This is a genomic window from Pradoshia sp. Z6_59 (genome assembly GCF_058267515.1).
On the sequence record NZ_JBZCPP010000017.1, the window covers coordinates 20,996 to 42,806 of the forward strand.

20 protein-coding genes are annotated in these 21,811 nt (G+C 38.2%); 1 reads left to right on the forward strand and 19 read right to left on the reverse strand.

Annotated elements, in window-relative coordinates:
• Positions 1-29: 29 nt before the first annotated feature.
• The 12 genes from AC4D4B_RS15325 to AC4D4B_RS15380 all read right to left on the reverse strand — a co-directional run bounded on the left by AC4D4B_RS15325 (position 30) and on the right by AC4D4B_RS15380 (position 12,141).
• Positions 30-2,255: a DUF4129 domain-containing transglutaminase family protein gene (locus AC4D4B_RS15325; RefSeq protein ID WP_491000447.1), complete on the reverse strand. Its 2,226-nt coding sequence runs from the start codon at positions 2,253-2,255 to the stop codon at positions 30-32.
• 2 nt (positions 2,256-2,257) lie between these two features.
• Positions 2,258-3,496: a DUF58 domain-containing protein gene (locus tag AC4D4B_RS15330; RefSeq protein ID WP_491000448.1), complete on the reverse strand. Its 1,239-nt coding sequence runs from the start codon at positions 3,494-3,496 to the stop codon at positions 2,258-2,260.
• A gap of 2 nt (positions 3,497-3,498) precedes the next feature.
• A complete protein-coding gene (locus AC4D4B_RS15335) occupies positions 3,499-4,431 on the reverse strand; it encodes an AAA family ATPase (protein WP_490996857.1) in 933 nt (310 codons plus the stop codon).
• Between the two features lie 284 nt (positions 4,432-4,715).
• Positions 4,716-4,871 carry a hypothetical protein gene (locus AC4D4B_RS15340; protein WP_490996802.1) on the reverse strand — a complete coding sequence of 52 codons (156 nt, stop codon included), beginning with the start codon at positions 4,869-4,871 and terminating at the stop codon, positions 4,716-4,718.
• 168 nt (positions 4,872-5,039) lie between these two features.
• Positions 5,040-5,918 (reverse strand): ROK family protein, encoded by an 879-nt coding sequence (locus tag AC4D4B_RS15345; protein ID WP_491000449.1) that lies wholly within the window; start codon positions 5,916-5,918, stop codon positions 5,040-5,042.
• A gap of 17 nt (positions 5,919-5,935) precedes the next feature.
• Positions 5,936-6,646: a GntR family transcriptional regulator gene (locus AC4D4B_RS15350; protein WP_490996804.1), complete on the reverse strand. Its 711-nt coding sequence runs from the start codon at positions 6,644-6,646 to the stop codon at positions 5,936-5,938.
• A 100-nt stretch (positions 6,647-6,746) separates the two neighbouring features.
• Positions 6,747-8,132 (reverse strand): glycoside hydrolase family 1 protein, encoded by a 1,386-nt coding sequence (locus tag AC4D4B_RS15355; protein WP_491000477.1) that lies wholly within the window; start codon positions 8,130-8,132, stop codon positions 6,747-6,749.
• A 134-nt stretch (positions 8,133-8,266) separates the two neighbouring features.
• On the reverse strand, positions 8,267-9,577 hold the full coding sequence (gene celB / locus AC4D4B_RS15360) for a PTS cellobiose transporter subunit IIC (protein WP_491000450.1): 1,311 nt from the start codon (positions 9,575-9,577) through the stop codon (positions 8,267-8,269).
• Positions 9,578-9,624: 47 nt separating this feature from the next.
• Complete coding sequence (locus AC4D4B_RS15365) at positions 9,625-9,954, reverse strand: PTS sugar transporter subunit IIA (protein WP_490996806.1); 330 nt, start codon at positions 9,952-9,954, stop codon at positions 9,625-9,627.
• The gene (locus AC4D4B_RS15370) at positions 9,954-10,265 is read right to left on the reverse strand and encodes a PTS sugar transporter subunit IIB (RefSeq protein WP_490996807.1); all 312 of its coding nucleotides are present in this window, start codon (positions 10,263-10,265) and stop codon (positions 9,954-9,956) included. The genes AC4D4B_RS15365 and AC4D4B_RS15370 overlap by 1 nt, the downstream gene beginning before the upstream one ends.
• A 332-nt stretch (positions 10,266-10,597) precedes the next feature.
• Positions 10,598-11,089: a pyridoxamine 5'-phosphate oxidase family protein gene (locus tag AC4D4B_RS15375; protein WP_491000451.1), complete on the reverse strand. Its 492-nt coding sequence runs from the start codon at positions 11,087-11,089 to the stop codon at positions 10,598-10,600.
• Positions 11,090-11,307: 218 nt separating this feature from the next.
• Complete coding sequence (locus tag AC4D4B_RS15380; protein ID WP_491000452.1) at positions 11,308-12,141, reverse strand: MBL fold metallo-hydrolase; 834 nt, start codon at positions 12,139-12,141, stop codon at positions 11,308-11,310.
• A 396-nt stretch (positions 12,142-12,537) separates the two neighbouring features.
• On the opposite strand from AC4D4B_RS15380, the gene AC4D4B_RS15385 reads away from it, so the two are divergent.
• On the forward strand, positions 12,538-13,575 hold the full coding sequence (locus tag AC4D4B_RS15385; RefSeq protein ID WP_491000453.1) for an NAD(P)/FAD-dependent oxidoreductase: 1,038 nt from the start codon (positions 12,538-12,540) through the stop codon (positions 13,573-13,575).
• Between the two features lie 514 nt (positions 13,576-14,089).
• Here AC4D4B_RS15385 and AC4D4B_RS15390 read toward each other — a convergent pair.
• From AC4D4B_RS15390 to kdpC, 7 genes are all read right to left on the reverse strand, one after another.
• The gene (locus AC4D4B_RS15390; protein WP_490996810.1) at positions 14,090-15,097 is read right to left on the reverse strand and encodes a FecCD family ABC transporter permease; all 1,008 of its coding nucleotides are present in this window, start codon (positions 15,095-15,097) and stop codon (positions 14,090-14,092) included.
• Positions 15,094-16,104, reverse strand: coding sequence for a FecCD family ABC transporter permease (locus tag AC4D4B_RS15395; RefSeq protein WP_490996811.1), 1,011 nt, complete (start codon positions 16,102-16,104; stop codon positions 15,094-15,096). The genes AC4D4B_RS15390 and AC4D4B_RS15395 overlap by 4 nt, the downstream gene beginning before the upstream one ends.
• Positions 16,105-16,172: 68 nt before the next feature.
• Positions 16,173-17,096, reverse strand: a complete 924-nt coding sequence (locus AC4D4B_RS15400; RefSeq protein ID WP_490996812.1) for an iron-hydroxamate ABC transporter substrate-binding protein — start codon at positions 17,094-17,096, stop codon at positions 16,173-16,175.
• Entirely contained in the window at positions 17,047-17,892 is an 846-nt protein-coding gene (locus AC4D4B_RS15405; protein ID WP_490996813.1) for an ABC transporter ATP-binding protein, read from the reverse strand. The genes AC4D4B_RS15400 and AC4D4B_RS15405 overlap by 50 nt, the downstream gene beginning before the upstream one ends.
• 435 nt (positions 17,893-18,327) lie before the next feature.
• A complete protein-coding gene (locus AC4D4B_RS15410; RefSeq protein WP_491000454.1) occupies positions 18,328-18,741 on the reverse strand; it encodes a CBS domain-containing protein in 414 nt (137 codons plus the stop codon).
• A 92-nt stretch (positions 18,742-18,833) separates the two neighbouring features.
• On the reverse strand, positions 18,834-21,170 hold the full coding sequence (locus AC4D4B_RS15415; protein WP_491000455.1) for a universal stress protein: 2,337 nt from the start codon (positions 21,168-21,170) through the stop codon (positions 18,834-18,836).
• A gap of 74 nt (positions 21,171-21,244) precedes the next feature.
• On the reverse strand, positions 21,245-21,802 hold the full coding sequence (gene kdpC / locus AC4D4B_RS15420) for a potassium-transporting ATPase subunit KdpC (RefSeq protein ID WP_491000456.1): 558 nt from the start codon (positions 21,800-21,802) through the stop codon (positions 21,245-21,247).
• Between the last annotated feature and the right edge of the window lie 9 nt (positions 21,803-21,811).

Genomic DNA, 21,811 nt, shown 5'->3' on the forward strand with positions numbered 1-21,811 from the left:
CATAATTGTAACTTGAGAGAAAAGAGTGGTCAAGCAATAGTTCTTAAAATCATCTTCTCCCATTGTTCTTGAAAACCTCTCCAATCTATTTCGTTTTTTGCTCCAGAATAAATATGTTTTTCATAAGCATGCGTCAGCCTATTCATATCTGATGATCCAAAGAAACGATCCACGTAAAACGCATACTCCCTCAGGGTCTGCCCAGGCTTTCTTTTTATACCATACCGATTTAATTCACGAAGCAATTGCATATAGGCATTTGAATAATTCGGCTTTTTCATAAGCCTCTTATAATAAAATACCCAAATGTGCGGCATCCATTTTCCTCTGATTCTATATAAGAAAACAGCAGCTCCACCTAATACCAAAATCACCACTAGAGCTTTCTTCCAATGTTCCGCTACTTTATCTTTGATTGTTCCAAACGTAAACTGGGAAGCTGTATCCTTTGTTTCGACCGGCTTTTCTGGCTCCTTGTTTTCTGGTTGATTCGTTTCTGGGGTAACCTGCGTTTCCTCCTGATCATTGCTAACTTCCTGAGAAGCTGTAAACCGTACTTCAGAACTAAATCCCTTCGTTGGTTCAAAAGGAACCCAACCTACACTGGGAAAATAAACTTCCGGCCAGGAGTGTGCATTATTATTCGTAATCACGTAGCGAGACTCGCCCAACTGCTGATCATAAACTAAATCACCTGCCGTATATCCCTTTACCCAACGCGCCGGGATTCCTAGTGAGCGAACCAATACAACCATGGCACTTGAAAAGTTATCACAGTATCCTATTTGTGTTTCAAATAAAAATTGATCTACATAATCCTGGCTTTCCTCAGGATAAGGAACATCTTCTTTACTATAAGTAAATTGTTCACCTTTTAAATAATCCTCAATCGCTTTGACTTGGTCGTACATACTGTTGGATCCCGTCTTGTCTGCAAGCTCTATTGCTAAGCTTGAGACACGCTCCGGAACATAATCAGGTATACCTAGCGATTGGCTTATTAGTAAATCCATTTCCGTTTCATACAAATCATTTATTTCATCCTGTTGGAGTACATCCAGATAATAGGTTGGGCTTCTAAATTGCATGCCCACCTTTTTTAATTCGTTTTTATTCGTATCCTCCTCATATATCGGAGTAATCTCAGAAGAGTCACCTGAATACAATACACTAGAAAAAACTGACTCATCCTCAGGATTCAGGTTATAAATTTGCTCGATAGCCATGGGGCTTGGATAAGGAATATGGCCATGGTCTATCTCAAATTCCAGTTCTGCCGTTGACACTGTATTCGTATTTTCACCCCTGTAATCGTATAGCATAGCTGGTTCTGATTCTAATATCGTTTGACCCATGCCATAATCTGCACCAGTTTCCCATCCTTTGCCCGTATAAACATTTTTATTTTCAATTTTCCAATAGGTACGGACAGATGAGGAAGCCCGAAACACTACCCCATCATCGCCAACAAAATCGCCGCCTAATTTGCTGTCATCCTTGTCATACCCTATCCTTTTTTGAGTAGATCCAAATTTTTCTGAGGTTGATTTAATGAAGGAAACAGGATCAGGCCATATCGCCTGTGGCTTTGGAGCAAAAAAACCAATGACAACCGCAAATGCAATCATGCTAGATAAAGGAATAATCCAACGGATAGCAGTTCGATTCGTATAGTGGATGTTCTCCCCGATTAGCAAACGTACTAATGCGAGCATGCCAAGGATAGCAAATCCAATAACGACTACTCGTACAATCGCTTGATTACTATCATAGGTTGTAAAGGTATCTAGAACTGTTACATAGATAAATGTCATAAACAAAAACAGGAACAATCGCTGTTTCACTTGAACCCAATAATGAATTAAATAGGTGAACATCCATATTAGAATGAAGAAAAGCAACGTTCTAAATTCAGGACTTAACCCTTGCCAATCCGTTGAAAATACAGATAATATCCCCTCTTTTATATCGATAAAGAAAGCGTGTATCCAACTATTTTCGGACAAATAGAGTTCGGGGCGATAAAAAATCAGATAAAGACTAATAGCTATATAAATGGATAAAACAGGAGTCATGATTTTCCAGGACACTTTAAATGCATACATCACTAATGAAACGGCTGCAAAAATAATAAAATACTTAATTTGGCTTGTGTTTGTCACTTCTCCAACTGGTCTCATCCACTCTATGAGCATGATAAAAGCAAACAGGAATAACAGAAGGCGTATACCGGGATGCAGGTTATTCGTTTTCATTTTCATCTGCCACCCCTTTCTTCAAAAACTCCCCAATCCTCTCGATTTCGAATAATAGACATTTTCGCCCCATGATTTATTCCAAAGGTATAGGCCTCTTGTTCAGCTTTATTAAGTTCATGGGAAGATTCACAGAAAAATAGAATATACAAGGAATGGATTCCTCCAGCAAGGTTGGTATAGGATTTTACGAATGGTAAATGTAAAACAGAAGTAACAACAATAAGAGATGCATTAGGCGGTATAAATCTTGTCTGAGGTGTATAAAATCTTGGGGAACTTACATCCATTTCTGGAGTAGCTTTTATTTTAGCCATAAAATTCAAGGCTTTATGAACATATCCTTTACCTTCCTTTACTTCTAACAGGTTATCCAGTCCACCTCCACCAGCCCAGAGACCCAATTTCATTCCCTTAGTCAAACCAATTTCAGCGATTGATGCACTAAAGGTCACCATTTCTTCAAAAATAGAGTGGTCACTCTCACAATTTATTAAAAGGAAGAAGTCACTGCTGTGTTTTTCTTCAAAGTTTTTAGTTTTGAGCCCGACGCCCCTTGCACTTGATTTCCAGTCAATGACGGTCATACGATCACCCGGAGCATAATCTCGAATACCAGAAACCATCGCTGTTTCATTTCTGATTTTATAGGAATTTGTACGCTTGCCTTGTTCATAATCACCAAGAACCTGTCTTAATGGCAAAGGAACCGTCGCAGGAAGTACAAGGATTTTTTTATCGGAATCTATCATTCTACTCTTATCAATTAACCCGAGTATATCTCCTGTTCTTATTTCAAGCTTGTTAAAGGTATGCTCTCCTCTTGGCATACTCTTAATGTTATAGGACAATTCTATTCTTTTTTTGAATCCCGGAAAAACGATTGAACTGATTTTTTCCCTTCCGAGTAGGATTTCCAGCCTTTCCGGCAATAATTCATGAATGAGCAGGTAAGCAATCGGAACAGGCCTATTCCTTTTAATAATAATTTTCATAACTACTGGGTCACCGGCGGTCAATTCCTGATCACCTAAGACCCGCTCTACTGTAAAATCACTTAATGGATAGACAAAAATCATTAAGGCATACAAGGCGAATGGAAGAAAACTATAAAAAAGGAACCAGCTGACAAACCCTCCCTGGAACATGGCATATGTGAACGTCATAATGAGTAAAAGCAGGAGAATGATAAATTTCCACCACTTTTCCCATTTCTTTAACGTCATTCTTATAAATTTCATATTTAATTCACTTGCCTTTGTACCGGTACAGGCGTCCTTGCTAAAATTTCATCAAGAATAACTTGAGCATTGAATCCATCATAAACCGATTCAGCCTTCACGATCATACGGTGGTTAAATACATACGGAAGTAAAAATTGCACATCATCTGGTATACAGTAGTTGCGATTATGCATAAAAGCCCAGGCCTGCGAAGCCTTCATAAGAGCAACCGTTCCACGTGGGCTTACGCCTAAGTAAACTCGATTATCGTTCCTCGTTTTTACAGCCAGTTCTACAATATACCGCGCAATCATATCATCCACATATACTGATTGGATTTCTTCCTGCAGCTTCACCATTTCATCAACCGTAATCACAGGATTTAAATCTTCAACAGAAGCAAGCATTTTTGCATTTGTCAAAATCGCCAATTCATCAGCCATCTCCGGATAACCCATTTTCATTTTAAGTAAAAATCGGTCCAATTGCGCTTCTGGTAAAGAATAGGTGCCTTCATATTCAATTGGGTTTTGGGTAGCCATAACAAAGAATGGATTGGCCAATTTGTGCGTCACACCATCAACGGTTACTCTATGTTCCTCCATTGCTTCCAGCAAGGAAGACTGTGTTTTGGGAGAAGTTCGATTGATTTCATCAGCCAATATTATATTCCCCATAATAGGTCCGGGACGAAAAATAAACTCATGCTCTTTCGGATTATAGATAGAAATACCAGTTACATCGGATGGCAATAAATCCGGTGTAAACTGAATACGCTTATAATCAGCCTGAATCGATTGGGCAATAGACTTAACTAACATCGTCTTCCCCACACCAGGTACATCCTCAAGCAATACATGTCCTTTTGCCAAAAGGGCTGTAATGCTTAACTTAGCTACCTCTCTTTTACCGATAATCACTTTCTCTATATTTTGGATAATCTTATCTATCATAGGATTTAGCTTTTCATTCACACCATATTCCCCCTCTACTTATAACCCTATTGTTATAATATTCTGTATTAACAGTCAATAACTTTATTGTAAATATTTTACGTAAATAGATTTTAAATCTATAGGAGCTAAAATGAGGGACTACTATAATAAAAGAGCGAACTCTATCCAATCCGCCCTTAATCGCTTGATATTCAATTCATTCATTTCCTTTAAGTCCAATTCTTGAACCCTTTAAAGAGATCAGCTAAAAAAATCTTATTGTATCTGCTTGTACTAGAAAATTAATTCCGTAACATCGATTTAGCTTGTACAACTAACTCTCGATCACGTTCATAATAATCGTTTAATAGCCCTTGATAGAGTTCCTTGTTATGGTTGTCACTCAAATCAGCTTTAATTGAATCCCAACAGTTTCCGAATGTTGATTTTCCTATCATATGAATCTTTATTTTTTCACTATAACCACTCTATTTGTTTACATAAATCACTTCATGCCAACAACTTAGGAGCCAAACCCAAAAGGGAACTTCTTCTTAAACCGACTATTTTCAGCCAGGACTATAGAAGAATCAAAAAAGACGTGTCCAGCTTGGACACGTCACTCTTTATTTACCTTGTATAGCTTGATCAGCAAGAAGGAGCGAGCCAATTACGCCCGCATTGTCACCCAATCCTGGAGAAACGATATAAGAATCGATGGATGCATCCAGTTCAGGTAATACAACATATTGATTAAGTAATTTTTTTAAATGGTCATAGATAATCGGGAATACATGCTTTTGCTTCATAACCCCGCCGCCTAAAATAATCTTCTTTGGAGAAAGGATTAAAATATATTGCATAAGGGCTTGAGCGATATAAAAGCCTTCCATCTCCCAAACATCTTCCCGACCTTCCAGGTTAACTGCTTTTTGACCCCAGCGCGCTTCAATCGCAGTTCCAGCAGCCAATCCTTCAAGGCAGTCTTGGTGGTATGGGCATTTCCCTTCATAGGTGTCCTTTTCATGACGGCGCACAAGAATATGTCCCATTTCCGGATGTGATAATCCCTGTAGTAGCTTGCCGTGCACAACAGCACCTGCACCAATTCCAGTACCAACCGTAATATACAAGCAGCTGTCCAGTCCTTTGGCAGCACCTAAAGTGGCCTCCGCCAGTGCAGCAGCGTTTACATCCGTATTAAACCCGATCGGAATAGATAACCGCTGCTTTAATTTATCAACAATCGGGTAATCTCTCCAGGCAAGTTTCGGTGTTGCGGTAATGGAGCCATATGTAGGACTATCAATATTTACATCAATTGGACCAAAAGAACCTACACCAATCGCATTTAGCTCATACTTTTCAAAAAATGCGAATACCTGAGGCATTGTTTCCTCAGGTGTTGTGGTAGGAATCGTTATACGTTCCAGAATAGTTCCTGCCGAGTCTCCTACAGCACAAACAAATTTGGTTCCACCCGCTTCTATCCCACCTAATAACATGTGAGCACCTCCCATAATTATCTTACTGCTACTGATATGAATGTAAAACGGTCATAGCGATGCCTGGAAAACGAATACTCGAATGGAATTCCAATATCTAGATGACCAATTTGTTCTACTTCAAGGATTGGATCATGTTCACCACAATGGAGATATTTTTGATCCAACTCATTAGATTTAGAGGCTCTGATCTTCCTGTGAGCTCCACCTATCTTTAAATTCAACTTATTTTCAATGTGATGATAAATAGAATTATTTAATACTTCTTCATTGATATCAGGAATCAAGTTGGAGGGCATATACGTTTCTTCGAGCACATACGGCTCGTCCTCCACTATTCGTAAACGGATAATATGATAAACAGGTGTATTCATGCTGACTGAAAGGTTTTTGGCGATTTCTTCAGAGGGGAATTGGATATTAAACTCAATTACTTTGCTGACTATTTTTCGATCCTTCATTAAATTGGATAACCCAACAGTCTCATCGCTGAGGACATTTACATTGTGATTCTGCATAGAAGATTGGATGATAAATGTACCGTGGCCGCGTTTCCGATAAATCATCCCTCCCTGTGCCAGGATATCTAATGCTCTTTTCATTGTCATTCTGCTGCAATTAAATTCACGGCATAAACTATGCTCATCCGGCATCATTTTATCTACCGGATAATATCCACTTTTAATTCGCTCTCTAATTTCATCTGATATAGTAATATACTTGGACATGCTACACCCTTCTTTTTCTAAACTTGTCTTTTTATAACATTCCCTCTTTCATTATAAAAAGAAGAAGATAGCCAAACAAGACTATCTTCAACTATCTTACTTAAAAACCATTATTTTTAGCTACCTCTTTATACCAATAGCCACTTTTCTTAATAGTTCTTTCACCATCTTTATCCAAGTTTACAGAAACAAAGCCATAACGATTTTTATAGGCATTTGACCAGGACCAGTTATCCATGAACGTCCATAAATGATATCCTTTTACATTGGAACCTTCCTGGATTGCAGCATGAACCCATTGAAGATGGCCTTTGATAAAATCAATTCGGTAATCATCCTCAATCATTCCATCAGCATTACGGAATTTTTCTTCTCCCTCTACACCCATTCCATTTTCAGAAATGAAGCATTCGATATTACCGTAGTTATCTTTCAAGTTAATTAAAATATCATATATTCCTTTTTCATAGATTTCCCACCCACGGTGAGGATTCATTTTACGTCCGGGCATAACATAGTTATCAAAATAATGATCCGGCATAAATGGACCATCAGGATTCGGCATATGTTCTTTTGCCTTCACACGGCGCGGCTGATAGTAGTTGACTCCAAGCAAGGATACTGTATTATTCTTAATTAAATCCAAATCCCCGTCTTCAATGACTGGCATGAAATCTTTTTCCTTCAGAATTTCAACCAACTCTGCAGGGAATTCGCCTTTAACTGTTGGATCAAGGAACGACCGGTTAAAGAATGCGTCACAAATAACAGAAGCTTTTACATCTGCAGGATGCTGACTTCTCGGATAGGATGGCGTCAGATTTAAAACGATCCCAACTTTTCCATCCAGACCAAGCTCCTTATAGGCTGCAATTGCTTTGGCATTTGAAAGAATGGTATGATATGCGACTTGTACAGCATTTCGGAAATTTACTTCATTAGGATAGTGGAAATCATACAGGTATCCGCCTTCTACTGGTACGATGGGCTCGTTATGCGTAAACCATTTCTTAACGCGATCACCAAATGTTTTGAAACAAGTAATTGCATATTGTTCATAAGCATCAACTACTTTCCGATTTGTCCATCCGCCAATTTCCTGCATAGCCATTGGCATATCAAAATGGAATAGCCCGACAAACGGCTCAATATCATTTGCAATCAGTTCATTAATAACATTGTTATAAAATTCTACTGCTTTTTCATTTACTTGGCCTGTCCCATTCGGAAACATTCGTGACCAGGAAATAGACATCCGGAAGGAGTTGTGCCCAATTTCTTTCATTAATGCGATATCTTCTTTATATTTATAATAAAATTGGGATGTCTTTTCAGGTCCAACTCCATTAAAGAAGCGATTTGGCTCAACCCCATACCAATGATCCCAAATATTTTTTCCTTTTCCATCTACATCAGCCGCACCTTCAGTTTGAGTAGCAGAAGCAGCTGACCCCCACCAGAATCCTTCAGGGAATTGATAGTCTATTTTATCGTTAGTAGTTTTCAAAAAAATCCATCCTCTCGTCTCAAAGTTGATTCGTCTGTGTAGCCTAATGAGTAAGGAGACTAGCAGTAAAAGATATTTCCCTTTACTACTAGTCTTCTATTCAATGATATTTTTTATTTTTGTGCAGATGCTGCCGCTTCAGCTTCTGCCTCTTGTTCTTTTTTCACGTTAACGCGGTCAATGACTTTCAGGAATGGAAGCCATATCGCAAATACAATAGCGAAGTTTACTAGCTGTAAAATAGAACCCGCAATCGAGTTAGTTGCTAAATATCCGCTGAATCCAATTGGTACAGTCCATGGTACCGTCACACCAGTTGGCGGTGGCACAAGACCAGTACTCATTGCAAAATAAGTAACAGCAGTAACTATCATTGGCGCAACAACCCACGGTATTAAAATCAATGGATTCATAACAATCGGAAGACCGAAGATAATTGGTTCATTGACATTGAATATACCAGGTAAACCACCTAATTTAGCTACCTGTTTCATTTGTTTGGATTTAACAAAGACGAGAATGGCCAGCACTACTGCCAAGGTCATACCTGTTCCGCCCATCCCTACTGTAAACGTATCCATAAATGGCTTCGAAATAATATGTGGTAATTCTTTACCCGCATTAAATGCAGCTACATTCTCTAAAGCTAATGTATTCCAGATAGGATCCATGACGGAGTTCATGATAATTTGACCGTGGAGTCCAAAGAACCAAAGAATTTGAATAAAGAATACAACAATCAGGGTTGGAATAATGCCACTGCCTAAGCCAGTAAGTGGTTCTTGAATAATCTTATAAATAACATCATGAAGATTTGTATTAAATGCTAAAGTTACGATTCCTTGTATCGCTAGGAAGAAAGTTAATGTAATAAGTGCTGGAATCAATGCCGCAAAAGATTTGGCTACTGCCGGTGGTACACCTGCTGGCATTTTAATCGTAATATCTTTTTGAACAGCTTTTCGGTAAATTTCACCTGCTACAAAGGCAGAAATCATACCAAGGAACATTCCTTTTGCTCCAAGACGATCTAGTGAAAGAACACCTGTAATTGTTTCTCCCCCCTGTGTTTCAACCACAAACGGAGTCAGGAATAAAAAGGATGCAAGAGCGACTACTCCTCCAAATACTGCCTCAACATCATAGCTTTTTGAAAGATAATATCCGATACCGAATACAACAAACACAGACATAATATTCATGGTTGCACTGCTTGCCACACCGAAGGTATCACGTAGCGTTGTAATCGTGCCGTCACTTAAAAATGAATCCAGGAATGGTAAGTTTAATAGAACGACTACAATAGAACCGAATACAGTCAGTGGAAACGCTAACATAAAAGCGTCACGTAGGACACCCAAGTAGCGGTTGTTATTCAGTTTACCTGCGATTGGCATAAGAAATTGACTAATTTTATCAAACACGGGTCTTCCCCCTCAATTTAGGAATAGTAGTTATAACCTAAAACTATTTAGCCTTTTGCCTTAAAAATTTCCAGTATTTCTTTTACTAACTCTTTCATTGTTAAAGTAGACATCAAATGATCTTCCGCATGCATTAAGAGCATAGAGAAATTCGTTTTTTCTCCGGATGCTTCCTTTTGGACCATTTGGAAATGAATATCATGGGAGATACTAAGATCTGCTTCAGCCTGCTTTAATAAGTCATCCGCTTCTTCAACATTACCTTCCCGGTACACCTTTAACGACTGAATAATCTTACTTCTTGCATTACCGCTGTGTAGGATAAGCTGGAAGCTGATCTGTTCTTCTGTGAGTTGTTCAATTTGCAGTTTTTCCATTATTTATCACCTATTAAGGAAAGTGCTTGTTCATATGCTTTTTTACCATCTGCCATTCCATACGCCATCATATCGATTACATCCACTCTAATGCCATGTTTGTCTGCTTCTTTTTGCAGGTCACCTTTAAGGAAACTCATTTGAGGGCCAATTAATACGACATCTGCATCTGCCATTTCAGCTTTTGCCTTATCCTGTCCTACTGCCCAAATTTTTGCATTCTCACCAATTGATTTGGCATGCTGCTCCATTTTAGTAACCAGTAAACTAGTTGACATACCTGAACTGCAAGCTAATAGTATTTTTCTCATATTTAAAACTCCCTTTATAGTAATATGGTAAAACCGCTTACATTTACTATTATAGACAGTTAGATTCAAATGTCTAGTCATTTGATAAAAAATGCATAAATTTTATGAAATTTCAATACTACAAAATTCACAGAATGTTCATTCTAAATGATATAAGATGAGCCCTTAATGGGTAAGAGTTCCTGAATTTTAGTACATATTGTTGAACAGCATTCTAATAAAATAATGAACATCACCTTGAAGATTCCTTTACAATCATCCATGAAAAAAGAATAGAAAAAGGGCATACCTAATTTAGGCATGCCCTCATTCTATGCATTTTTATTATTTTTCTATTTTAATTCAATTGTTTCATTTATATTCTCGGTATCTGATTCATTTTTTGTTAGTTTCTTATATAAATTAACAATGTTTTTAGTGAGATTTCCGGTTTCCCAATATTCTGCTGCTTCTGCTTCTACCCTGATTAAAATGATATTTGGGTCATCAACACTTGTATCCAACAGCTTTTCATAGGCTGCATTCCAGAGTTCTTTTTTCTTGTTTATGTCATTTACGATTTCAGCTTTTCCTCGAATAGAAACATAGGATCTACCGGCATATGCTACATTAACTTCCGGACGTTCCAGCACCTCTTTATATTTATCTGTTTCTTTCTTTGTGAAAAACCATAGATCTCCGTCAAATTCGACTTCCTGAGTTTTCATTGGACGAGAAATCAATCCTTCACTAGTCTGTGTGGTAAGCATGGCAGTATCCACATCTTTAATTAACTCTCTTAATTTCTCCAACTCTTGCTTGTTCTCGTTTTGAACGTTTGACATGAAATCACCTCTTTGGATTTTATAGGTATTTTACCCCTCCACTAACCTTTTAATCGTGATACTGGTATTTAACCTTTAATTTACCACTTATTCATGACCTTGGTTTTCAAATAGATGATACAGGGCAATACATCTTATCCTATAGAGGATGTGCATTAAAAATATGAATCTGTGAAGCTATGCTCATCAGATCCGAGATGTATTTATGTTAAATTAATTTATTTTAAAGCGATAGTTTCTTCATCATACTCTAAAAGAACCGAATTTATAATATGAATGGAATCCCATTCTCCTTGTGAAAATTTCGTAATAGGATAGTTTCTTGGGAATAGGACTTCTTTGATTTGATACGGTGTTTTTCCCTCTTTATACTGTGTAATCACTTTTTCCTGAATCTCCAGTAAATAATCCAATTTTCTTTGTAATGCGACACTTCCTTTCTTTAAAAAGCCTGCGTGACAGCAATACACATCTTCAAAGTCATAGGTTAAGACCTGCTTTAATGAATGAATGATAGCCGGTATACTTTCCTCCCGTAAAACAACCTTTGTCCGAGGCTGACAATATAAATCCCCTGTAAACAACTGTCCGGTCTGGCGATTTAAAAAAGAAAGGTGATCCTTTGAATGGCCTGGAGTTTCGATCACGTCCCATATGGCATGACGAGAGGTAAATGTTTTACCGATTTCCGTACCCTCAAATTGTTTTCGTTTACCCCAAAAAAGTTTACGATACAATGGATAATCTGCTTTTTTACGGCAATAATCAATCATCATCTTATTCATAAGAATGGGTACTTGATACTTCTGCTGTAAAAAGGCTGCACAACCTGTATGGTCTTCATGATAATGTGTTACAACAACCTGATCTATCTCCAGATCATTAAAAAATGGCCAAAATTCTTTTTCAATCGATTGGGCTCCAGTATCAATTAAAACTCCATCCACACAAAAAACATACACATTCATATGTACATTAAGTAACGAAATGATTCCATTTCCCGTCTGCACTCCATTCACCATTTCTGTTGTAAAGCTCTTTTTAGCTATCATCCCACTCCTCCTTACCGCGATTGTTTGTTAAATATTACCACATAATGAATCATTATTCATTATACGAATTACATGAGAGTAAAAAATGTTTATTAATTTTATCAGCTCAGCATATGCTTTTTGCTCCTATCTTCTGGCATAGGTGTATGATAGGCATTGGATAGCTGCTTCCCATCAGCTTTTCAACACCTTTACTACACCTTTGACTGGGTATAGGTGCAAGATAGACATTCAATAGCGGGAGGATAGCTGTTTTCCTACTCCTCTAATTCCCCTTTCACACATCTATAGCTTGATCAAATTATAAATTATAAATTCTCATTGATAATGAGAATTATTATCAATATAATGTACTTAACTACTAGTTCCAACTTTTGTAATAAAGGAGGTTTAAACATGTCGGAAATTTATGATGTAACGATTGTTGGCGGAGGACCAGCGGGGTTGTACAGTGCGTTTTACAGCGGTTTACGAACCATGAAAACTAAGATTATTGAATCTCAGACAATTCTGGGAGGAAAAGTTAATATCTATCCTGAAAAGATGATTTGGGATGTCGGGGGATTGCGTCCGATGCGTGGGGAGGAATTTGTTAAGGATTTGATTTCGCAAGGATTAACCTTTGAACCTACCGTATGTTTGAATACTAAAGTTGAATATATTACTAAAGAAAATGGATTATTTACTCTTATAACAGATAATGGTGAGAAGCATATATCAAAAACCGTTATTATGGCAAATGGTGGAGGAATTATCTCTCCACAAAAGCTGGATATAGAAGGTGCAACAAAGTACGAGCTTACTAATTTACACTACACCGTTCAGCGAATAGAGCGTTTTAAGGATAAGCATGTCTTAATATCCGGTGGAGGAAATGCTGCTATTGATTGGGCTGCTGAATTACTGCATGTCGCAGAGAGTGTGACGGTTATTTACCGTAAAGATGAACTGACTGCACACGAGGCACAAATCAAAAATTTGCAGGAGAACCATGTAGAAATTATCCTCAATGCTACCATTACTTCTTTAGTTGCAAATAAGGAAAACCATACGATTAATCAAGTGATTGTAGAGATTAATGGTGATAATAGAGCGATTGCTGTTGATGAAGTTTTAATTAATCATGGCTATAATCGCGAAGCTTCTCTAGAATTTGAAGAAGGCTTACAGCCGGAGATGAAGGATAATTACTATTATATCGGTACACCCAAAGGAGTTCTTTCCACAGAAGGAATCTTTGCAGCCGGGGATATTATATCTTACGAAGGAAAAGTAAACTTATTGGTCGGTGCCTTCCAGGATGCTCTCAATGCCGTCAACAGCGCCAAAGTTTTTATTGAACCTTCAGCATACGATACTGCAATGGTCTCATCGCATAATGAAGTATTCAAAGAACGAAACGAATTATTATTAAAAGAAGAGCTTAGAATTTAATACAGAATTTATTCTGGAATTTGACATAGAATTTGACATCTAACTATACATAAAGCTCGGTAAATACGTACTTTTATCGGCTTTATTTAGATTTTTTTCAATATCCCCACTTTGTAAAAATTAGGATGACAATAGCCACCCCTTTTGAAACTATCTCATTGTATCAATTTTACATATCTTCACTAAAGGCACAACAATACATCTATTTTTAGACATCATACTGATCGTTTCTGAATCAACTTCCGTTATCAAAACAAGTGATGAGAGGAAAAGTTATACACCCTACCAGTTCTTCTGAACATCCAGTTAGAGAGGAAAATGACATTTCGAATAACCAAATAAAAAGAATCAAGAATGCTGTTAATTAGCGTTCTTGATTCTTTTTTGCTGCAGGGAACAGTAGCTTTATTTTCTGAAGTAATATTTACACACAATTAATGAAAGCTATCATTTCCACCCGATAACAAAACAGTAGAATCCCTTGATAATAAGCAGATTTCCAACAGATTTTCGCTTATTTTTTCAATAATAAATACATAAAATAAGGGGCACCAATAAGGGCAACCATAATACCAGCTGGGAGTCCGTTGGGCTCAATTAGATTTCGGCCTATTGTATCAGCGAATAATAACAACCATCCGCCAATTAAAATGGCTAGCGGAATAAATAATTGGTTTCGTGGTCCTACTAGAGTTTTGGCTAGATGCGGTGCCATTAAACCGATGAAGGAAATCCCTCCTGTAACGGAAACAGCGGAAGCGGCCAAGGCAACAGCCGTAATCAGTAAAATGATTCTTTCCTTCTCAATCGACACACCTACACCAATAGCTGCAGATTCACTAATCCCGAGAAGGTTTAAACGATTGGCTTTGAATAAAGTAAAAGGAATTAGGATGACTAACCATGGGAGCAACGCCCAAATAAAAGGCCAATCTGTTCCCCATATATTCCCTGCTAACCATTGAGCAATAAAATCTACTTTTTCTCTTTCTGCCGATGAAATAAGGACAATCATGACACCGGAGAGGGCCATCGAGAAACCAATACCTACTAACACGAGCCTTACCGGCTCCAGCCCTGAGCTTTTCGTATACGAAAATAAATAGATTAAACAAACGGTGAGGATCGCGCCAAAAAATGCGACCAACGGCAGCATATAGACAAATGAACCTGGTTCAATCGGGAAAAATAGAAAGAAGATAGCTACAGCCACGCCTGCTCCAGAATTAATTCCAATAATGCCAGGATCGGCTAAATCATTCCGTGTAATACCTTGTAAAATAGCACCCGATAACGCAAGCGCCATTCCAGCCAACACTGTAATCAGTATTCTTGGTAAACGAATCGAAAATAAAACAAACTCTTCTTTAAACGAGCCCTCTCCAAGTAGTGTTGGAATAAGCCGATCATAGGATAAAGCAGCCGCTCCTATCCCCATGCTGACAACCGCAGTAACAATAATGAGAGTCAATAAAACGGCAAGATATAATCGTTGTTTTTTTAATAAAGAAGGATGAATCATGAGAATGCTTTCCCTCCTTTACGAACAATCATCAAGAAAAATGGCAACCCGATTGTAGCCACAATAGCTGCTACCGGGGTTTCAAAAGGTGCATTTATGGTGCGTCCAAGCGTATCCGCAAAAAGCATAAAAACAGCTCCTGCAATGGCAGACATTGGGATAATAAATCGGTAATCCGTTCCGACGATAGCCCGTACAATATGCGGGATCATTAAGCCAATAAAGGTCATATTCCCGACAAGGGCAACAGATGCACCAGCCAGAAGGATAATGACAATATAAAGGATGAACTTTACTTGCGCTGTGTTTTGCCCCAAGCCAACAGCAACTTCTTCATTTAAACTAAGAATCGTCAGCTGTCTTGCTAAAATGAGCGCCACTAGAATACCAACTACAATAAAAGGAACAATGATCTGAAGCTGGTCCCAACTCGTTCCAACTAACCCTCCTGAAGTCCATGCTGAAACATTTTTAGACACCTTAAAGTAAATACTTACCCCATCCGCAACCGCATAAAGGAAAGCAGATACAGCAGCACCTGCTAATACGATTCGAAGCGGAGAAAATCCTCCTTTTTTCATAAACCCCATACTAAATACCATGATTGTACCAACAGCTGCTCCAATAAAACAGCCAATCATTAACCCAAAATAATTAATAGACGGGAATACAACCAACGTAATTGCCAGCGCTGCATTTGCGCCTGCCGTCAATCCAAGCAAACCTGGATCAGCAAGAGGATTTCTCGTCAATCCTTGCATAATAGCACCGGCAACAGCTAATGCTGCTCCTACAAATATGGCTGCCACTTCTCTTGGAAAACGAATCTCTCGCAGAACCAGAGTTGCATCCGTTTTTACATCAGAGGTAAGAGCGAGCCATACATCTTTGACCGTTGTATCTGCAGCACCAAAAACCATGGCCGCCACAAACATCCCAGCAAGAACAAGCAAACCGGCAATCATTTTATAGACAAAGGGGACAGAACGTTTCATTTCTTTTGTCATCAGTCACTCATCTTCTCTTTCGTCAGAATAGGGGAAAAGGGATTCCAATTAGAATCCCTCCATTAAAATTATTCACCTAGAAATGATTTCTTGAAAAAAGCCAAATGCTTCTCTAATGTAACTGGGTCACTAAAGGAAGCACCGTCTCCTTCCATTTCATATACCTGTCCATTTTTAACGGCAGGTATATTTTTATAGGTTTCGGTTTCCTGGAATGATACATCAGCAGCTGCGTATTTACTTAAAATCACATAATCTCCTGCGTATTCAGAGAGTACTTCCGTAGAAAGAGTATAGTATCCATCCTTAGATGTCATCTCTTTTACTTTATCAGGCATTTTCAATTTCATAGCTTGGTAAAGGATTTCTGTTCCGCGTGCCCAATTATCACCGTAAACATATAAATTTTTATCAAAAGCTTCTATTACAGATACTGTTGCATCCTCACCGATTTTGGCGCGAATCTCTTCTCCAGCTTCCGTAGCACGTGTTTGGAAGTCTTCAACCCAGTCCTCTGCTTCTTTCTCTTTACCTAATAGTTTTCCGATTTCCACATGTTGAGCTAAGAAATCCAATTTGCCCCAAGTATAGGTTACAGTAGGAGCAATCTCCTTTAATTTATCAACGTTTTTAACAGTAGATAACGCAATAATGAGATCAGGATTTAATTCAATGATTTTTTCTAGATTATCTTCTGAAACTTCGGCAACATCCTTTAATTCCTTTTCAAAGGTAGGGTTTGTTTTAGACCAAACGTCAACACCAACTAAATTCACATCCAGTTCAATCACGTTCCCAGTAAATCCTGAAAGCATGACGACACGCTTCGGATCTGTTGGTACTTCGACTGGCCCTGTTTCTGATTCATATGTAAATGTTTTTGGCGCTTCTTCTTTTTTTGTATCATTTTCCTTCTCTGTAGATGAACTATTGCTGCATGCACTAATAATTAACACTGAGAGCAGCATAAACGGGAATATCCATTTTTTCATGTTTAGGTTCTCCTTTTAATAAGTTATAAGTAAGGCACATTGGTTTATTTGTTCGTGGATCTCTCCCAATTTGAGCATCTATATGGAAGACTTTTCTGAGCACTGCGGGAGTAATCACTTCCTCGCAGGACCCTGCTTTTACAACTCGGCCATCTTTTAAGGCAATCATATAATCAGCAAAACGTGCTGCCTGGTTTAAGTCATGCAGTACCATCACAATGGTACGGTCTTGTTCTTGATTCAGTTTTTGTAAAAGCTCTAACACCTCTAATTGATGAGCCATATCTAAGTAGGTGGTTGGCTCGTCGAGAAAGATAATTTCTGTCTCCTGGGCTAGTGCCATGGCAATCCAAACACGTTGGCGCTGACCGCCTGATAAGGCATCTACCGGACGAAACTTGTAATCTATCGTTCCAGTAACCTCAAGTGCCCAATCAATTACCTCATAATCTTTTTTAGTTAAACGACCAAATCCCTTTTGATAAGGAAATCTTCCATAGGAAACAAGTTCACCGACTGTAAGTCCGCTTGCACTTTCTGGTGACTGAGGAAGGATGGCCATTTTTTGTGCAAGAATCTTTGTATTATTACTTGAGATACTTTTCCCATCCAAAACGACGTCTCCTGATTGATGAGATATAATGCGTGTAATGGCTTTCAATAAAGTTGATTTCCCACACCCATTAGAACCAATGATTGTCGTTATTTTCCGATCAGGTATTTCTACACTGAGATCCTTTACAATTAATTCTTCCCCGTACCCAATGTTCAAACGATCTGTATAGAGGCGATTCATAGTAAACCTCCTTAAAAGGATATATAGTCCTATTTAATTGATAATGATTATCAATTTCGTAGTTAAATATAATTTCTTTTCCTACTTTTGTCAATCTATTTTTTCAGAAATTACCGAATTATTATTTACCTCAAGAAACACCGACTTCATCTTATAGATAAAAATAGATAAAAAAAGACTGCTCCCTTTTTTTAGCCATAGGAAACAATCTTTAAAATTCACCTTTTTATGTATGTATGAACTTTTTATAGTATATAGGGCTGTTAAACCGTCAATTCTAAAAGATTACCTTATAATCCAGGCATTCGTGTTAGAAAGCTTATGTGACTGCTGATTATACTGAACATTAATCTTGGACTCTCTGATTGTATGGTAATCTAAATAATTCATTGCGAGAGGTAATAAAAGTTAAACAGTATGCTATTACTATTAATTTTATGTTTTTTTCTCAAAAATCCCCTTAGCACAGTATTCTATGATTTCTCTTCTTCTAATAATTCCAATAAAAATGCCTGCGTCATCAATAACAGGGACAAAATTCTGCTCCATTACCCTTAAAAGAATACTTTCCATATCAGCATCAATATGAATCGGTTCATTATAACGCTTTGGTCTTATGTCCTTCAGTTTCGTTTTATGGGTGTTTTCAAATGATAAGTCAGGGGTGTTTTTCATTTTCCAGAGTAAGTCCCCCTCTGTTAAGGTACCAACATATCTCCCTTGGTTATCGATAATGGGGACTGCAGAGTATTTGTGAAACTCCATTTTTTCCAACGCTTGTCTCATCGTGGACTCATATTTAACGAAGGCTACTTCTCTTTTCGGGATTAGAAAAAAGGCTATATTCACCATTTACCCCCTCATCAATGATTCATTATATACTTCCTGCTCTCTTTAGAATGCCCGACCGACTTGTTTATATGCTTTTCTAAATGTGACGGTTAACTTAGTCCCTTCTTTTTATCAGGTTTTTGATCCGCAATAATTAATACATCTAAATGACGGACTAAACGCAATAGCTTTTGGACAACCGAACCTCTTACGGCTTCCTCCATTCGTGTCCGTGTCGATTGTCCGATAAACACTTGAGTGGCCTCTTTGTCATTTAAGCGTTCTACCAATTGTTCAACAACTTTCCTTCGATGGGATGTTTCATACATTTCAAAAATCCCACCCAGTCTTTCGGTTAAAAACTGCAAGTTCTTTATTTTGGACTGCTCTTCGTCTGTTAGAACAGAATGCTCCTTTACATATCCCACATACCAGTTAGCCTTTAACCGATAAGCAGTCCGAAAACCACGTCGGATTAAACGCTCACTGTTCCCGCGTAAATTTACACAAACAAAGATGACCTCTTGTTTTCGCCACGGTCCTCTTAAAGTACGATTACGTTCTAATAATTCTAGTCTCTCATCAACATCATCAGCCACTTCACGAAGTGCGAGTTCTCTTAATGCGATTAAATTATACGTTTTAAAAAAATGATTCAGTGCCTGTTCAACTTTTTCCTTTGCGTATATATTCCCCTCCAGCATACGTTGCTGGAGCTCCTTTGGAGAAATATCAATAAGCTCAATCTCATCTGCCATTCGGAGAACTTGATCCGGTACTGTTTCCCGTACCCGCACTCCTGTAATTTGTTCAATACTGTCATTTAAACTTTCTAAATGTTGAATGTTCATGGTTGAGATGACCGAAATCCCTGATTTTATAATCTCTTCCACATCTTCATAACGTTTTTTATAATTGCTGCCTGGTACATTGGTATGAGCCAATTCATCAACTAGTACCACCTCGGGATTTCTCTTTATAATGGCATCTACATCCATTTCTTCAATCACAACATTTTTATAGTTAATTTTCATTCGTGGCATCATTTCCAAGCTTCCGACTTGATCAAGTGTTTCTTTCCTACCATGTGTTTCAAGCAAACCAATTACGACATCTATCCCGTTTTTCTTCAACTCATTAGCCTCACGCAGCATCGTATACGTCTTCCCGACACCTGGAGCTGCCCCAATATAAACCTTTAATTGTCCACGCTTCATTTTACCAATCCGTTCTTCCACTTCTCGATTTGATAAGCGACGGTATGGATTGATTTTATTTTCGTCTCCCAATTTAGCAGGTATTACTCTTTTCCCACTTTTATCTGTTCGGTCAGCTACAACCAAGATATCTATGTTTTGCGTACTTCGCAGAATTTTATTAATAACCGAGCCGTTTATGATTTCTTCCAGACGGCTTCTTTTAGAATGACCTATTACAATTTTGGTGATTTTCTTGTCAGTTGCATAGGTGACGATTTCCTCGGCTGCATCCGTTCGAGCAATTGAAAATTCCTCAAATTCACCTCCGACTTTATGAACTAACTTTTTAATAGATCTTCTAAAGGTTTGCTCTTCCTTTGAAAGCTTTCTATCCGGTGAAAGGAAACATACGACTAATAGCTCACCACCCATACGTTTGGCAACTTGTTGTCCTCTACGTACTAAAATTGAGCCATTCCAGTGATATTGAACGGTAACAAGAATTCTCTCCGATGCTCCGGATGGCCCTATCAATCCTTGCTGTTCTCGATATTCATCCAGTTCGTCATTTACTTCACCTGCTAAATGGCGTAAGGCAAGCTCGCGTAATACTGCCAAATTTGCTCGTTTAAATAATTTCTCTTCTAATACCCGGTCTATGTTGCCACCCTGTAAACGATGAAGAATTTGGTCAGGCGTTACATCCAAAAGCTTAACCTCATCTGCCATCGCAAGGGTGTCATCCGGCACACAATGATCCACCTGTACTTTAATGCCTAACAGTTTTTCAACAATCTCTCGAACTCCACTTAATTCGTAAATATTCATCGTTGTAATTACGCTAATATTGTGGTTCATTAGCTCTATTACATCTTCAAGTCTTGTCTTATGCGGCGCATCTGAGCGATTGCGATGTGACAAGATATCAACAAGAACAACTTCTGGATTTCTTTCTTTAATGGCTTCAATATCTAAATCCTGTTTTACTTTTCCGTTCTCCACCCATTCAATTGGTCGAATCGTCTCCAAATCCCCGATTTGTTCAATTGTTTTAGGACGATTGGATGGACTGATCATTCCAATCACAACATCAATCGATTTCTTCTTCAATACATTCCCATCCAATAACATATGATAGGTCTTTCCCGATCCAGAAACCGCCCCGAGAATAATTTTCATCCTTCCTCGTTTCACTTCATAAATTGATTGTAAAAATTCTTCGGGAGTTTTTCTGCGAAATTCGACCATGCTTTCACCCCTCTCTTTCTACAGACAAGAAAAGGAGAGCTGGTATACGATACTCTCCCTTTCTCCTTTCTTCCTTATTTCAATCTATCAAGCTCCATATTTAGCTGTAATACATTTACCCGCGGTTCTCCTAAAATCCCATATTGCCTTCCTTCCGTATTTTTTATAATAAGGGACTCTAATTGCTCTTCACTTATGTCCCTGACATCAGCAATTCTCGGTACTTGAATCTTTGCTGCCATCGGTGAAATATGCGGATCCAAACCTGAACCTGAATTTGTTAAAAGATCTGCCGGAATATCATCTTTTTGCACATCAGGGTTATTTTCTAAAAATGCCTTTATATCGTTTTTAGTCCGCTCAATCATCTCCACATTAGAAGGTGCATAATTTCCCGATCCAGATCCAGAAGCATTATATTCAATAGAAGATACGCGACTCATGAAGTATTTCGGATCTTTAAAACTTTGCCCAATCAAGTCAGAACCTACCACATCCCCGTCTTTAGCTTCGATCACACTGCCATCGGCTTTAGCTGGGAAAATCAGCTGTGAAATCCCTGTCATAGCCAAAGGATAAATGATCCCGCATATAAGAAGAAGTATCAGACTTACCCTCAAATTTTTCAACATGTATACGTC

Coding starts and splice junctions, on each gene's coding strand:
- AC4D4B_RS15390 (WP_490996810.1), bottom strand. CDS start 15,097: ATGATTCATCCTTCTTTATTAAAAAAACAACGATTATATCTTGCCGTT.
- AC4D4B_RS15405 (WP_490996813.1), bottom strand. CDS start 17,892: ATGAATCGCCTCTATACAGATCGTTTGAACATTGGGTACGGGGAAGAA.
- AC4D4B_RS15380 (WP_491000452.1), bottom strand. CDS start 12,141: ATGATAGCTAAAAAGAGCTTTACAACAGAAATGGTGAATGGAGTGCAG.
- AC4D4B_RS15370 (WP_490996807.1), bottom strand. CDS start 10,265: ATGAGAAAAATACTATTAGCTTGCAGTTCAGGTATGTCAACTAGTTTA.
- AC4D4B_RS15330 (WP_491000448.1), bottom strand. CDS start 3,496: ATGAAATTTATAAGAATGACGTTAAAGAAATGGGAAAAGTGGTGGAAA.
- AC4D4B_RS15350 (WP_490996804.1), bottom strand. CDS start 6,646: ATGTCCAAGTATATTACTATATCAGATGAAATTAGAGAGCGAATTAAA.
- AC4D4B_RS15345 (WP_491000449.1), bottom strand. CDS start 5,918: ATGTTATTAGGTGGGATAGAAGCGGGTGGAACCAAATTTGTTTGTGCT.
- AC4D4B_RS15375 (WP_491000451.1), bottom strand. CDS start 11,089: ATGTCAAACGTTCAAAACGAGAACAAGCAAGAGTTGGAGAAATTAAGA.
- AC4D4B_RS15365 (WP_490996806.1), bottom strand. CDS start 9,954: ATGGAAAAACTGCAAATTGAACAACTCACAGAAGAACAGATCAGCTTC.
- AC4D4B_RS15340 (WP_490996802.1), bottom strand. CDS start 4,871: ATGATAGGAAAATCAACATTCGGAAACTGTTGGGATTCAATTAAAGCT.
- AC4D4B_RS15400 (WP_490996812.1), bottom strand. CDS start 17,096: ATGAAAAAATGGATATTCCCGTTTATGCTGCTCTCAGTGTTAATTATT.
- AC4D4B_RS15385 (WP_491000453.1), top strand. CDS start 12,538: ATGTCGGAAATTTATGATGTAACGATTGTTGGCGGAGGACCAGCGGGG.
- AC4D4B_RS15415 (WP_491000455.1), bottom strand. CDS start 21,170: ATGGTCGAATTTCGCAGAAAAACTCCCGAAGAATTTTTACAATCAATT.
- AC4D4B_RS15325 (WP_491000447.1), bottom strand. CDS start 2,255: ATGAAAACGAATAACCTGCATCCCGGTATACGCCTTCTGTTATTCCTG.
- AC4D4B_RS15395 (WP_490996811.1), bottom strand. CDS start 16,104: ATGACAAAAGAAATGAAACGTTCTGTCCCCTTTGTCTATAAAATGATT.
- kdpC (WP_491000456.1), bottom strand. CDS start 21,802: ATGTTGAAAAATTTGAGGGTAAGTCTGATACTTCTTCTTATATGCGGG.
- AC4D4B_RS15335 (WP_490996857.1), bottom strand. CDS start 4,431: ATGATAGATAAGATTATCCAAAATATAGAGAAAGTGATTATCGGTAAA.